Below are 13,287 nucleotides of genomic sequence, written 5' to 3'. Positions count from 1 at the left end.
ACTGTCCTTTAAATGGATGCTTAATATAGAAGAAACCTTTTGATATTTTCTCGTCATAAGGATTTATTTCCAAAAATACTTTGCGTAGACTCAGTTTATCGACAAACTGGAATTTGACTTGACTATTTTCTTAAAATCTCATGTGGAGCTTCTATTTCATTTGCCAAGGTATGCTCTGTTAATTCTGACATCAATTTCAATTTTTTATTAATCAATGGTCGCATACAATTAGGAACATGTTCCTGATGTGCTCTGTGGATTGCTACACATTCCTTACAGTTTCCGTGATAACGACAGGCTTTCAAGCAAGGACAGTGATCTTTGTCTTTATACTCCTTACGAAATTCCGCTGCAAATTCTTCTTGCAGTTTCAGCCCCTCGATACGGTTTCCCTTATGAAATTCTACCATTGCATCCAGTTCTTTCTGGTTCCCTTCAATCTTCATGTTATTATTGCCCCTCCATTTCAACTATTCCTCATTTTCTGATAAATTCAAAGTTATCTATTTCTCTTTTTTCTGTTTTGGAGCTGGAAGTTCTTCATACATTGTCTGAAACAATCCTGCCAAAAATTCCTTATTATCCACTTCATCTACCAACAACATCTCTTTAGCCCCTTCATAAGGTAGTTCATATGCTGCTGTTGGCATATAACGAATTGCTGATTTTACGGGTTTAACCAGTAGTCTATCATCATAGATGCCACCTACAAGCTTGCCACGATAATAAAGTATAAATTCTCCCATCATAGCTCGATAAGTAATTTCTTCTACCTCAGATAGTTGTCCTAAAATAAACTCTAAGTATTCCTTGCTTGATGCCATATTTTCACCTAAGTTCAAAGTTATTCATTTCTTTTTATTTTTTATTTCTTCCATTGTCCAAACTCATCTTCTGTCAAAATATCAGAAAACGCCTCATACGAATTCAATCTTCCTGTTTTTTGTTTACGAAATATGTGATTCCTATGCTGGCACCAACTATAAAAAAGAGTACGTCAAAGATGATCAATATTGTAAAAAGTCCATCCGCAACACCACCAACAATCCACTCTACAATACCTCTCGATAAAAAAATGAAAAGAAGATTGATTCCCTGGCAAATCAAAGTTGTTCTGGTTAACTTTGGACCAGTCAAATCTGACTGCCATATAATAAAAAGCGCCAGAAAAAACGGAGAGTATAATCCATATAAATATTGTGATCGACAAATTTCGTACAACGACAGGAATTCCTAAAGATACGATAATCATTTCAAGGGCTGTGTGATCTGAAATCTTCATTCCATAATTGATTCCACCAAATATACAAAAATATAAGTAACCAACAATATACAAAGTGGACAAAACGATCAATCGTTTCTTATTCTTTATTTTCATATTATATCCCTTCGCAAATCTAATTTTTTAGTGCCTTAAAGATTAAAAGGACTCCTATCACTCCGTAAATAATCCTATTTATATTTTCTTTGAGAAAGTGAAAATACGTTGGCGGGTTAATGGCACAATATAGCAAAAAAATGCCGATTAACCCCATCAGAATAGTTCCTAAAATTCTTGCTGATTTTCCTGATATTGTAATTTTCTTTTCCCAAAACTTTTTTATCATAGTTCCACTACCTCTATAAAAGATAGACTCAAATTTCTTGATGCTTTTCATCCGATCAAACTATAGCTTAGAGTTTAATTCATTATTCTTTCTAAACAAATTAGCCATAACTTGAATAACCAGTGATACAGCACATCCTAGCACTGCTCCAGCTACCATAATAAAAACACATTCAATTGTCCGAAATCTGTTGGCTGTGAAAGACCATATTCCTGCAATCGTTGCAAATATAACCGCAAATCCAAGATATAGAGAATATATTGTCTTTTGATTGCTCGTATGAATAGGTTCTTTCCCTTTAAGAATATAGTCTGTCGTCACTGCGAAAAGATCACTCATCATCATGATTTTTTCTATATCGGGTGTACTTTGACCACTTTCCCATTTTGAAACGGCTTGTCTTGAAACTCCAACTTGATCTGCTAATTCCTCTTGTGATATTCCTTTTGATTTTCTTAAATGATGTATTCTTTCTGATATATCCATTTGTTAACCATCCCTTCACTGGCGTAATTCTATTATTATTATCGGTTGCATAACCACCACTTAGGCATGGCAACTTGTCAACTAGCCGTTGCAGCTGTCTATTTTGTCAGAAAACTTTAATGACTAAAATGATTTTACTTCTCCAATAATTTTAAAAATCGCTTTTCATTCATCACTTCATTCGTAATATAGTTACCATTTAAAAACAGTGCATATGTTGTAATTGGTGTAGGAGCATTTTGTGCTTCCTCTTTGCTCTGTAAATGAATTGTTTTGAATTGTATTGCTTTTTCTTTTGCGATCTTTTCAATTACCGGAACATATTTCGCATTAAAAGGGCACTGACTTGAATAATATAAAACATATCCCTTCTCGTCTGTATAAGGATGTTTCGCACATTCTTTGAACTGTGGTAATGTTGCGTTTTCTACAAATGGTAAATACCATAACTGAATACCATTATCAGCTTCATCACAAACTTGAAATCCTTTATACTTCAGAAATTTAGGATCAGCTAAATATGATTTTTTCTTTGCTGATGCCAAAATACACAATCCCTTTTTTCCTTTGTTTTTACTATCCTCAATACAAGCATTTAATAAATCTGATGAATAACCATGTCCTTTAAATGAACCAGCAACCCATAGACAATCAATATGCATATATTCTTCTGCCGATATTGGATTCCATGCATTTTCAGCTGGGATATATTCAATAAAACATTTTCCTCGTTCTGTACTTTTTAGAAAAACCAATCCATCCTCAAATCGTTTTGACAACCATGTTTTTTTCGAAGAGATCTGAACATCATTATTTTTAGCAATCGCACAACAGATATGCTCTTTTTCAATATTGTCGCTTGTAACTTGAATATATTCCATTGAATAACCTCCACAAATTTCCGATTTATCAGAAGATTTTACGCTTACTCAGTTGATTGACCTATTCATATCTAAAATTACATGCAATATAAATTTGCATTCTTAACAATTACTTTGTCTCCTTTGTCTAATTCTTCCTTAGCAATTCCTCGTAAGCCTAGTCCGACATGCTCTGTTTTATATCCACAACCATTTGGTTTTCGTTCTTTTGTCTGTGGATCAATAGTCGTAATTACAGTTTCTAGGACATCTCCATTTGCTTTATAAATATATGCCTTTTCTTCTTTTCTGCACATTCCTGTGATTATGTTTCCAGTGACGACTGTGCCAACTCCAATAATTGTGAACACATCATCAATAATTAATTTAAAATCTTCTTTTAAACACGATGGAACATCTAATTTGTTCATGTATTCTTTTTCTCGTTCTTTTTTACTTTTGCTAAATAAACCCATAGTACTTTTCCTTTCTAAATTACAATCCTAATTATTTTCTTTTTTATCTTTTAATAAAGATATTGAAACACTTGCTAGGCCTATTCCCAACATAACAAACGCTGTATTAACTTTTAATTCACCTAATATAGATAAAACAGTGACAGCTATCCCCATTGCAATACCGATCCCTTTAAGGACTGTATCTATGATTTCGTCTACTTTATTTTGACTCCTATTTTCTGTCGTGTCTGTCTTCATTTGCATTAAATCATCTACAGAAATCTCAAAAATTTCTGCTAATTTTGGAATAGAATTTAGATCTGGCATAGATAAATCTCGTTCCCATTTCGAAACTGCTTTATCGGTTACACCCATTTTTTCTGCAAGTTGCAATTGTGTCATCCCTTTTTCTTTTCTCAATGATGAAATCATCATGCCTAGAGTTCTTTTCTTCATCTGCTCATTCCTCCTCGTTTTTGTCGATCGCAAGATAACATTGCCTTTAAATTCACTCAACCAACTGGCAGTTTAGTTTTATCGACCGCTAGTTTACTTACAGTTTTCTCTACGATCTATTCATTCAAGACTTATTTTGCATAATTTTTATCAAACAATTCTCATGTTGGATCTAGGAAAAATCGCGTAGGATGATTTATGAGTCAAGCTAGTCGATGGCGATTGATCCAATCCATTTCATGTTTACATATATTGATCGGGCTACATCAGAATAGATCTCTCATCATTTTTAAAATAGCAAAATTGTAACCTTTAATTGCTAGAGGATCATGCTCGATTACACAATAATAGAAATATGGAGGTGAAACTCTAAATGTATAGTGACAAAATTGCCTATTATCGAAAAAAGAATTTACTAACCCAAGAAGCATTAGCCGAAAAACTGAACGTTTCGAGACAAACAATTACTAAGTGGGAAAGCGGGCTGATCTCTCCAAGTTTAGAATATCTTATCGATCTATCGGATATATTTGGTACAACAATTGATTCTTTAGTGAAAGATAATGATTGTATTAGCGACAAAGATGAAATTTTAGATACGGATGAATTATCACGTTTCATTGTCGAAGCTAAACAAAACACATATGCGAATAAAAACAATAAAATATTGCCCCTTAGAAGCGGATCTCATGATTACTTATACAAAAATAATCAGTATACGTATTGTGATTCTTTCTTTGGCTCATCCCAATTTAGTGGTCAAGAAATTGTATACCAGTCTGATCAAGTTTGTTGGTCAATGAACTATTATGGAAAAGTTACTGATGATCATTTTAGTGGTGATTTTCTAAAACAAGCTTTATCACACATTCATGTAGATCAGCCTTTTCGTGGTCCTGAACTATATACAAAGGGCGATTATATTTATATCTGTCACGTAACAGGAGATTTGTTTCATTTTAAAGGCGAAGAGAAAATCTACTATCAGTCAAAACCAATCTATGCATGTTTATTCCGTGGAGGGATTATAAAATAAAATGGAAAATCAATTTCAACTAAAATTACAATCGGTATTCGAGCAACTTGGTGATCACGCTAAAATCGTTTTAGCAACCAGTAATCGTCATAATAAAGTTTCAGCAAGAAAAATGTGCTTTGTTATGATGAAAAATCAATTCTATTTCCAAACGGATCAGACATTTCGCAAATATCAAGATTTAAAGGAAAATAGCCAAGTAGCATTATGTATTAACAACATTCAAATAGAAGGACTATGTGAAGAATTAGGACATCCTTTAGATCAGGTTGAATTTATCGACATCTTCAAAAAACATTTTAAATCATCATATGAGGCTTATTCTTCATTACCATCAGAACGATTATTTGTTGTAAAACCAACATTTATCCAAAGATGGTCTTATATCGGTGATCAACCTGTTATTGAACAATTCGAGATCGAACAACAAATATATAGAGAACAACATTATCCTGTCGACGAGTCACACATTTATTGATCAATACTTTTCACTCGACATGCTTTCTTCGATAATTCTTAATGGCGATCGAAATTTAAAAGTGCTCTTTTTTCTTTTTTAAAAAAAGAACTTTAACTTTTTGATCATAAAAAAGAATTTTGCAATTGTACTGAAAACCCTCATTTTTTATCTCTATTGATTTCCAATTATTCATCGAGATCCGGAAAGGCTTGAACAATGGTCATCGTGTCGAGATCGATCACATACCCAAATCCATGATTGAGTGGCACCATCATTGGCATATGTTCTGCCTTATTCAGTTCTAAATAAAGTAGTGTCATCAAAAAGGAATGGCTGACCACCACTGTTGTTTGTCCGTGCTTTTGTTTAATTTTCAACAAGCCCTTCATCGCTCTAGAAACAGCATGTGCACTTGATTCAGCATGGTTTTCTTGAACTTTGGCATCATATTCGTCTAAATCCACTTCTCCAGTATATCCAACTAAATTTCCTACATCGATTTCATCAAATTCATCCATGATTTCCATTGGTAGATTTGTTGTATTGAGAATTTTTCCAGATTCAAGCGCGCGTCTTAAAGGTCCTGTCACGATTAAACTTTTTTCAACATTCATATAATCGATGAGCGTTGCAACTAAGTTCATTGTTTGTTTTCCTTCATTGCACAAGTCATATTCTTGTCGTCCTTTAATTCCAGCTGGACTAGCAGTTTGGCCATGGCGAATGATCATTACATATTTCATATAATTCTCCTGTATTGTTATTGGATGTTGTTCGATTAAAACCGTTTTCTTTCTTTACTTTAGCAAATCACAACTGCTTAGATCCGTTTTTGTTCAATCTTTTTTGCAGACTGGTATAATGAAAAAGAAATTAAGAGGTAAATTATGGATTATTTATGGTTTTTCTTAGCCTGCTTATGCGGCTATTTACTCGGCTCCATCCCTTTTGCATTAGTCATCGGAAAAGTTTTTTATCATAAAGATATTCGCCAATATGGATCAGGAAACCCCGGCGGTACTAACGCTGGACGTGTTTTAGGCAAAAAAGCAGGCGTAAGTGTCATTGCTTTAGATGCTTTAAAAGTCGTTTTAGCGATTTATATCGGTAGCCTTGTCAGCAATCCTTGCGCAATGCTTGCGGGATTCATGACTTGTGTCGGCCATTGTTATCCAATCTTTGCGCATTTCAAAGGTGGTAAAGCAGTAGCCAGCATGTTCGGATTTTTATTGGGGATTACCATTTTTGTCTTCAAAAATCCGTTCTACATCATTGTTCCTTTGTTGATGTTCTTTATCGTATTGTATTTATACAAATGGGTTTCTGTTGCTTCAATTTGCGCCGCTGTATCGAGTTCTTTACAGATTATGTCAATGGGCTGGTCAACAGATCTCGAACACATTTTAGTCATCGTCTTCTCTTGGCTTTTGACATTATTAGTCATTTATCGTCATCGTACGAACATTGTTAAAGTTCGTCAAAACAAAGAAAGTCGAATCACTTGGCTTTAGAATTTAAAAAGCATGGGTCGTTTTGATCCATGCTTTTCTTATCTCTTTTGATTTATATCTTTCGTAATTCATGCCACTTTTATATCTTTTCACACTTTAGCGTGAGCTAAATTCAAACATTGCGTTATTTTTTTGATCAGACTCATTTAAGAAAACTTATTCGTCTTCATCCAAAAAATGCCAGTAGAAGAATTTCTTTTCCATTTTTGCATCTGGATAATGTTGATCAATCCATTGGGTCAATCGATTAGCAGCTGCTTTTCCTTGTTGGCGGTTGGACCAACGAATCACGCAAACAAGCGTGAGTAGCAAATTTCCGATCATATAAACTGTCAGTATAATTCCGGCTAAATTCCACCACCATCCTGTCATATAAGACAGCATATTTTGTATTGGATCGAGTAAAGATTGACTAAAGATTACACCTAAGATCCCCCAAATGAAGAACATTTTCAGACTAATAATTCCTTGAATATTCCAAAAATGTTTTCGGTAATCCCAAGCTCGCATTTTAAGACCAATGCGTAAAAGTAAACCACATAAATATTCAACTAGCGAACCGAGCAAAGCCATGATCACGAAAACGAAAAACCAGTGATATTGCGAAATCAATAAACTGCCCAAATAAAAGACTGGAAGCCCAATTCCATAAACTAAATTAAAAGCTCCTAATATGGTTACCGAATGGGTCTCCCATTTTCCGTAACGAATCTTGCACCAAACACCCTCTACAAGTACACCGGCAAGATTTCCAAACATAAAGAGCCAGAAAAAATCAAAATAACTAATATTCTGCATTTTTTACCTTCTTTGTTTTTATGCTTCATGCAGCGTTTATGTTAGCTATAATATCGTCCTTGCCGCTAATTGAAAATTAATAAGCCCTACTTAAAACAGTTTTACATCATTAAAAGATTCATGATTTTTCTGTTCATCAACATTGCACTTATGCAAGAGATCCTTGGCAATCATTTCCTTAATCCTTTGGCATTTAAAAACTCTATTCTATTCATCCAGTTCAGTTATTTCTAAGCATAGAAAGAGCAAAGAAAAACCGTTGCTACATCATTTTTGCAGCAACGGTTTAATCTATATCATCATTTTAATTGAAATGATAAAGATCACTTTTTAATTTGTGTTTGAATGACGAAATTAACTGAGTTCAAACATTCCATTATAGAGTTGGTAATAATAACCTTTTTTCTCCATTAAATGTTCGTGGTTTCCTCTTTCCACAATACGTCCTTGATCCATGACAACAATACAATCGGCATTCCGTACAGTAGATAAACGATGGGCAATCACAAATGTTGTTCGTCCATCCATTAACGATTTCATTCCTTTTTCGATTAATTTTTCCGTACGGGTATCAATGCTTGAAGTTGCTTCATCTAAAACAAGAACAGGTGGATTGGCCACTGCTGCCCTTGCGATCGCCAACAATTGGCGTTGACCTGTCGATAAAGACGATCCTTCTGTACCAATTTGAGTTTGATATCCTTGTGGTAAACGACGAATAAATGAATGCGCATTGGCGAGTTTTGCTGCTTCAATACACTCTTGGTCACTTGCCGATAAGTTTCCATAGCGGATATTGTCCATGATCGTTCCGGCAAAAAGGTGCGTGTCTTGTAAAACCATACTCAAAGATCGTCTTAGATCTGCTTTTGCAATTAGACGAATATCAATGCCATCATAGAGAATCGATCCCGAATCAATTTCATAGAACCGATTCAATAAGTTAGTAATTGTTGTTTTCCCAGCTCCTGTCGAACCGACAATCGCAATCGTCTGTGCAGGCATGGCATAAAGATTTAAGTCATGTAAAATTTGTTTTCCCAAAACATAGGAAAAGTTCACATGTTCAAAGCGAACATCACCTTGTAGAGGAACATATTCATAACTTCCATTCGCACGGGGATGTTTCCAAACCCATCCATCTTCAAGCGTTTGACTTTCTGTCCATGTTCCTGTTTGGGGATCTTTCTTTCCATAGGCCAACGTTACATTTCCCTGGTCAATCTCTGGTTCAATTTTCATGAAATCAAAGATACGTTGAGCTCCTGAAAGTGCCGTTAATAATAATGTTGATTGTTGAACGACAGAGTTAATTGGCGCTGCTGCTTGGCGCACGAATACTAAATAGCTAGCCAGTGAGCCCACATCGCTTTGACCACTTAACACCATGTAACCACCAACAACTGCAACAATGGCATAGTTGATATACGAGAAAGAAACAATGACCGGCACCATCGTTTGAGAATAAGACAATGCTCGTTCGCTTGCTTGTTCAAGTGAATCGTCATATTCATTGAATCGTTGGATACTTGCTTGTTCATGGTTGAAGACTTTCACGACTTTTAAGCCGGCAATCATTTCTTCCACATAACCATTTAAAGCACCAATAAATTTTTGTTGGTTTCCAAAATAACGTTTACTGATCTTGGAAGCAATCAAAATATAGATCAGCATCAATGCATAAAATCCAACAACAATCAGTGACAGTTTCCAGTTGAGCACAAACAACATAATCATTGTTCCGGCTGATTGGATAAAGTTTTGAATCACTGAAGCAAACGCATTGTTTAACGCATCATTGACCGTATCCACATCACTTGTAAAGCGTGCCATTAAATCGCCATATTGCGTCGTATCAAATACTTTAAGTGGTAAGTCTTGCATCTTCTTAAACAAATCATGGCGAATTTCTCGTGTAACTTGTTGGGCACTGCGCGCCATAATTTGCGTATAACCCCATGCAGCAATCACTCCGCAAACATAAATGACAATCGTCGTGATCAAAAGTGTCGCTAAACGATCCATCTTTTGATCCCCTGCTGCATTGATGATTGGTCGAAGCATATACGTACCAATCAAGTTTGCTAGTCCGGAGATCGTGACTAAAATCGCAACAAATAAAAATTCAAATTTATGGTTGCCCATATAATGCAACAATTGCCCTAAAGCACTTTTGCGCTGTTGATGTTGATTGACAGAAGAATCAGTACGATTTGTTTTATTCATCCTGCATTCCTCCTTGTTGCGATTCAAAAATTTCTTGATAAATCGGACTTGTTTTCAATAATTCATCATGCGTTCCCGTTTGCACAATTTGCCCTTGATCCATAACAACGATTTGGTCACAATGACGAATCGAGCTAATCCGTTGGGCGATGATGATTTGCGTTAAATTTGGAATTGAGGCTAAGTTTTTCCGAATTTTTGCATCTGTTTTTGTATCAACAGCCGAAGTTGAATCATCAAAAATTAAAATTTTTGGATTTTTCAACAATGCTCGTGCGATACACAAACGTTGTTTTTGGCCGCCCGAGACATTGACCCCTTGTTGGCCAAGTTCCATATCCAAACCACCCGGAAGGCGTTCAATTAACTCTTTTGCTCCTGCCATTTCAATCGCCCATAATAAACGATCATCATCGGCACTAGGATCGCCCCATTTTAGGTTGTCACGAACCGTTCCTGAAAACAGGACATTTTTTTGTAAAACCATACCAATTGAATTGCGCAGTTCAAAAAGATCTAAATCTTTTATATCAACGCCTCCAACGCGTAATTGTCCTTCACTCAGGTCATACAAACGGGCAATGAGCATCGCAAGCGTCGATTTTCCTGAACCAGTCGCCCCGATAATGCCCACTCGACTACCAGATTCAATATTTAAATTGATATCTTCTAAAACACTCTCTTCACTGTCTACCGCATATTTCATAGAAACATGATCAAAGACAATCGAACCATCTTGCAGCACTTGACCCTGTTTTGGCTTAACCATGGTTGGTTGTTGATCTAATACTTCTTGAATTCGATTATGAGAAGCGAGTGATCTTGAAAACAACAAGAAAACATTGGACATCATAATAAACGAGTTCATGATCTGCAGAACATACGACAACATACCCGTCAGTTCTCCAACTTGGATCGTTCCTTGAATAATCATGCCCGATCCAAGACAAAGTAGCAGAATAATGACGGCATACATTGAACCTTGGAATGCCGGTACATTCAAAAAGGCATAACGATTGGTCTTTTCATTTAATGCGGCCAAATCGGAATTCACACGATCAAATCGCTCTAATTCAAAATCTTTACGCACGAATGCTTTAACAAGACGAATTGCAATCAAATTTTCTTCGACAACACTATTGAGCACATCAACATATTTTTGGATCCATTGATATTGGTGAACAACTTTAGAAACAATCCAAGTCATGATCAACCCCATGATAGGAAAAGCTCCAAAAAAGATCAGCGTTAAAGTGGGATTGATCATCAAACACATACCAATCCCTAAAACGAGCATCAATGGACCTCTAGCAAAAGGACGAATCCCATTGGTGATCGTATTTTGTAAAACAAGAACGTCACTTGTCATTCTCGTAATCAGTCCAGAAGATTCGAACTGATCAATATTCTCAAACGAAAACGATGTGATCTTTTCAAATTGTTTTTGGCGTAATTGGCTCGCAAAGCGTGCTGAGGCTTTCGCTGCACATTTGGCATATAACAAGCCAAACAAAAATGAGCCAATGGCACAGACAACCATCCATAATCCGCGATTGATAAAGATAGATGTATCTCTTTGTACAATCCCCACATCGATAATATCGGACATTAAAAATGGAATAATAACTTCAAAACTTGTTTCGATCGCAATAAACAAAAGGGCTAAAATAAACCAGCGTCGCATCCCTTTTGCTTGGGCTAATACTGATGAATTCACTCATCCATCTCCCCCTTTCAAATTACCATCATACATGATAATCAAATAAAAGTTAGTTTGCATAAATTCGATGTACTTTCCTCTTTTTTAGCTCATTTTCTTTCAATATATATTTCTCACAATTCTCATCACTCCGTTATATCGTTTTTCACTCACGAAATATGATGAATTTATAGTGATTTATGCAGATCGAATTTGATTTTCACTCGTTTTGTTTCGAGTTGCGCTAAAATAAGATGATGACTGCCTACACTTTGGATCAGTCATAATGGAGGTTTTTATGAGCTATCAGATCCCTAGAGGAACACAGGACATTTATGGAGACGAAGGATATCGTTGGCAACAACTCGAAAAACTTCTTCGTCAGTTTTGTTACATCTATAACTTTGATGAAATCCGTACTCCAATCTTTGAACATACTAATGTCTTCAAACGCGACAATGATTCGTCTGACATGGTCAACAAAGAAATGTACACATTCACTCCCGCTAATTCTCATACCAGCGTGACTTTACGTCCTGAAGGAACTGCCGGTGTAGTTCGTTCATACGTCGAAAATAAAATGTTTTCTAACCCTGACTTACCAGTCAAGTTATTTTATATGGGACCTATGCACCGCCACGAACGTCCACAAAAAGGTCGTTTACGCATTTTCAACCAATTCGGTATTGAATCTTTAGGTTTAAAGAGCCCTTATGCCGATGTTGAAGCTATGGTCATGGCTTACTCAATTTTAAAATCTTTAGGTCTTGAACACATCACAATTTTATTGAATACACTTGGTGATGACCAATCACGTGCTGCTTATCGCAACGCCTTAAAAGAATACTTTGCACCTTATGTAGAAGATCTTTGTGGAGATTGTAAGCGTCGTTACGAACAAAACCCATTACGCTTACTCGACTGCAAAGTGGATCATGATAAAGAATGCATGAAGCACACACCAGACCTTCACGACTATTTAACCGATGAAAGCCGTGAATACTTTGAAACTGTAACTCGTCTTTTAGACATGATGGAAATTCCTTACCGTATCGATTCTAAACTCGTTCGTGGTCTGGATTACTACACACACACTGTATTTGAAATCGTTTCTGAAGATGAAGGCATGGGTTCTCAATCTACACTGCTTGCTGGTGGTCGTTATGACAACTTAATTCCTTACTTCGGTGGACCAGAACAATCCGGAATTGGATGGGCGCTTGGTGAAGAACGTTTATTATTAGCATTAGAAGCTGAAGGAATCGATTTAGGTGGAAAACCTGGTTTAGATGCTTACATCATGGTTCTCAATCCAGAAGCACGTGATTATGCATTCAACATTTTGACTTTACTTCGTGCTAATGGCTTTAGAAGTGATATGGACTTCATGCAAAAATCGTTTAAAGGTCAATTCAAAGCAGCCGATCGCGCTAAATCTGCCTTTAACTTATTAATTGGTGAAGATGAACTTGCTAATGAAACTGTGACAATCAAAATCACAGAAACACGCGAACAAGTCACAATTCCAGTTGAAGAATTAGTTGATTTTTTAGATCAACATTTAGCAGATGAAGATGAACACGATCATGAACATTGCACATGCGGACAAGAAAACTGCACGTGTGGTCATGATCACTAATCTTGTATCCATCTCTGCAAGAAAACATCGCTCGTTTACTCAGCCCTATTG

General features: G+C 35.9%; 14 protein-coding genes. 4 read left to right on the top strand and 10 right to left on the bottom strand.

Annotated elements, in window-relative coordinates:
- Nucleotides 1-122: 122 nt before the first annotated feature.
- The 6 genes from ALLST_RS0103130 to ALLST_RS0103095 all read right to left on the bottom strand — a co-directional run bounded on the left by ALLST_RS0103130 (nucleotide 123) and on the right by ALLST_RS0103095 (nucleotide 3,867).
- A complete protein-coding gene (locus ALLST_RS0103130) occupies nucleotides 123-446 on the bottom strand; it encodes a hypothetical protein (protein WP_019892601.1) in 324 nt (107 codons plus the stop codon).
- A gap of 57 nt (nucleotides 447-503) precedes the next feature.
- Nucleotides 504-824, bottom strand: a complete 321-nt coding sequence (locus tag ALLST_RS0103125) for a TfoX/Sxy family protein (protein ID WP_019892599.1) — start codon at nucleotides 822-824, stop codon at nucleotides 504-506.
- A gap of 843 nt (nucleotides 825-1,667) precedes the next feature.
- Entirely contained in the window at nucleotides 1,668-2,093 is a 426-nt protein-coding gene (locus ALLST_RS0103110) for a type II toxin-antitoxin system RelB family anti-toxin (protein WP_019892596.1), read from the bottom strand.
- Nucleotides 2,094-2,227: 134 nt separating this feature from the next.
- Nucleotides 2,228-2,974, bottom strand: coding sequence for a GNAT family N-acetyltransferase (locus ALLST_RS0103105; protein ID WP_019892595.1), 747 nt, complete (start codon nucleotides 2,972-2,974; stop codon nucleotides 2,228-2,230).
- Nucleotides 2,975-3,051: 77 nt separating this feature from the next.
- Nucleotides 3,052-3,429: a hypothetical protein gene (locus ALLST_RS0103100; protein ID WP_019892594.1), complete on the bottom strand. Its 378-nt coding sequence runs from the start codon at nucleotides 3,427-3,429 to the stop codon at nucleotides 3,052-3,054.
- A 27-nt stretch (nucleotides 3,430-3,456) separates the two neighbouring features.
- The gene (locus ALLST_RS0103095; protein WP_019892593.1) at nucleotides 3,457-3,867 is read right to left on the bottom strand and encodes a type II toxin-antitoxin system RelB family anti-toxin; all 411 of its coding nucleotides are present in this window, start codon (nucleotides 3,865-3,867) and stop codon (nucleotides 3,457-3,459) included.
- 373 nt (nucleotides 3,868-4,240) lie between these two features.
- Here ALLST_RS0103095 and ALLST_RS0103090 point away from each other — a divergent pair, with 373 nt between their 5' ends.
- Nucleotides 4,241-4,903, top strand: a complete 663-nt coding sequence (locus tag ALLST_RS0103090; RefSeq protein ID WP_019892592.1) for a DUF5680 domain-containing protein — start codon at nucleotides 4,241-4,243, stop codon at nucleotides 4,901-4,903.
- A 1-nt stretch (nucleotide 4,904) separates the two neighbouring features.
- Nucleotides 4,905-5,381, top strand: coding sequence for a pyridoxamine 5'-phosphate oxidase family protein (locus ALLST_RS0103085; protein WP_019892591.1), 477 nt, complete (start codon nucleotides 4,905-4,907; stop codon nucleotides 5,379-5,381).
- 167 nt (nucleotides 5,382-5,548) lie between these two features.
- On the opposite strand, the gene ALLST_RS0103080 is transcribed toward ALLST_RS0103085, so the two are convergent.
- Complete coding sequence (locus tag ALLST_RS0103080; protein ID WP_019892590.1) at nucleotides 5,549-6,106, bottom strand: histidine phosphatase family protein; 558 nt, start codon at nucleotides 6,104-6,106, stop codon at nucleotides 5,549-5,551.
- A 144-nt stretch (nucleotides 6,107-6,250) separates the two neighbouring features.
- On the opposite strand from ALLST_RS0103080, the gene plsY reads away from it, so the two are divergent.
- Nucleotides 6,251-6,874 (top strand): glycerol-3-phosphate 1-O-acyltransferase PlsY, encoded by a 624-nt coding sequence (gene plsY, locus ALLST_RS0103075; protein WP_019892589.1) that lies wholly within the window; start codon nucleotides 6,251-6,253, stop codon nucleotides 6,872-6,874.
- Between the two features lie 156 nt (nucleotides 6,875-7,030).
- Here plsY and ALLST_RS0103070 read toward each other — a convergent pair whose 3' ends face one another.
- The 3 genes from ALLST_RS0103070 to ALLST_RS0103060 all read right to left on the bottom strand — a co-directional run bounded on the left by ALLST_RS0103070 (nucleotide 7,031) and on the right by ALLST_RS0103060 (nucleotide 11,615).
- Nucleotides 7,031-7,672 (bottom strand): putative ABC transporter permease, encoded by a 642-nt coding sequence (locus ALLST_RS0103070; protein ID WP_019892587.1) that lies wholly within the window; start codon nucleotides 7,670-7,672, stop codon nucleotides 7,031-7,033.
- Nucleotides 7,673-8,026: 354 nt separating this feature from the next.
- Nucleotides 8,027-9,898: an ABC transporter ATP-binding protein gene (locus tag ALLST_RS0103065; protein WP_019892586.1), complete on the bottom strand. Its 1,872-nt coding sequence runs from the start codon at nucleotides 9,896-9,898 to the stop codon at nucleotides 8,027-8,029.
- Nucleotides 9,891-11,615 (bottom strand): ABC transporter ATP-binding protein, encoded by a 1,725-nt coding sequence (locus ALLST_RS0103060; protein WP_019892585.1) that lies wholly within the window; start codon nucleotides 11,613-11,615, stop codon nucleotides 9,891-9,893. The genes ALLST_RS0103065 and ALLST_RS0103060 overlap by 8 nt, the downstream gene beginning before the upstream one ends.
- A 280-nt stretch (nucleotides 11,616-11,895) precedes the next feature.
- Between ALLST_RS0103060 and hisS the strand changes: the two genes are divergently transcribed.
- Entirely contained in the window at nucleotides 11,896-13,236 is a 1,341-nt protein-coding gene (hisS, locus tag ALLST_RS0103055; protein WP_019892584.1) for a histidine--tRNA ligase, read from the top strand.
- Nucleotides 13,237-13,287 lie beyond the last annotated feature (51 nt).

Origin of the sequence: Allobaculum stercoricanis DSM 13633 (assembly GCF_000384195.1) — a bacterium.
GTDB classification, from domain to species: Bacteria; Bacillota_I; Bacilli_A; order Erysipelotrichales; family Erysipelotrichaceae; genus Allobaculum; species Allobaculum stercoricanis.
This window is presented reverse-complemented; position numbering and strand designations above follow the sequence as displayed.

What these genes read in the sequence shown, in the direction of transcription:
- ALLST_RS0103130 (WP_019892601.1), bottom strand. Translation starts at nt 446, where the DNA reads ATGAAGATTGAAGGGAACCAGAAAGAACTGGATGCAATGGTAGAATTT.
- ALLST_RS0103125 (WP_019892599.1), bottom strand. Translation starts at nt 824, where the DNA reads ATGGCATCAAGCAAGGAATACTTAGAGTTTATTTTAGGACAACTATCT.
- ALLST_RS0103110 (WP_019892596.1), bottom strand. Translation starts at nt 2,093, where the DNA reads ATGGATATATCAGAAAGAATACATCATTTAAGAAAATCAAAAGGAATA.
- ALLST_RS0103105 (WP_019892595.1), bottom strand. Translation starts at nt 2,974, where the DNA reads ATGGAATATATTCAAGTTACAAGCGACAATATTGAAAAAGAGCATATC.
- ALLST_RS0103100 (WP_019892594.1), bottom strand. Translation starts at nt 3,429, where the DNA reads ATGGGTTTATTTAGCAAAAGTAAAAAAGAACGAGAAAAAGAATACATG.
- ALLST_RS0103095 (WP_019892593.1), bottom strand. Translation starts at nt 3,867, where the DNA reads ATGAAGAAAAGAACTCTAGGCATGATGATTTCATCATTGAGAAAAGAA.
- ALLST_RS0103090 (WP_019892592.1), top strand. Translation starts at nt 4,241, where the DNA reads ATGTATAGTGACAAAATTGCCTATTATCGAAAAAAGAATTTACTAACC.
- ALLST_RS0103085 (WP_019892591.1), top strand. Translation starts at nt 4,905, where the DNA reads ATGGAAAATCAATTTCAACTAAAATTACAATCGGTATTCGAGCAACTT.
- ALLST_RS0103080 (WP_019892590.1), bottom strand. Translation starts at nt 6,106, where the DNA reads ATGAAATATGTAATGATCATTCGCCATGGCCAAACTGCTAGTCCAGCT.
- plsY (WP_019892589.1), top strand. Translation starts at nt 6,251, where the DNA reads ATGGATTATTTATGGTTTTTCTTAGCCTGCTTATGCGGCTATTTACTC.
- ALLST_RS0103070 (WP_019892587.1), bottom strand. Translation starts at nt 7,672, where the DNA reads ATGCAGAATATTAGTTATTTTGATTTTTTCTGGCTCTTTATGTTTGGA.
- ALLST_RS0103065 (WP_019892586.1), bottom strand. Translation starts at nt 9,898, where the DNA reads ATGAATAAAACAAATCGTACTGATTCTTCTGTCAATCAACATCAACAG.
- hisS (WP_019892584.1), top strand. Translation starts at nt 11,896, where the DNA reads ATGAGCTATCAGATCCCTAGAGGAACACAGGACATTTATGGAGACGAA.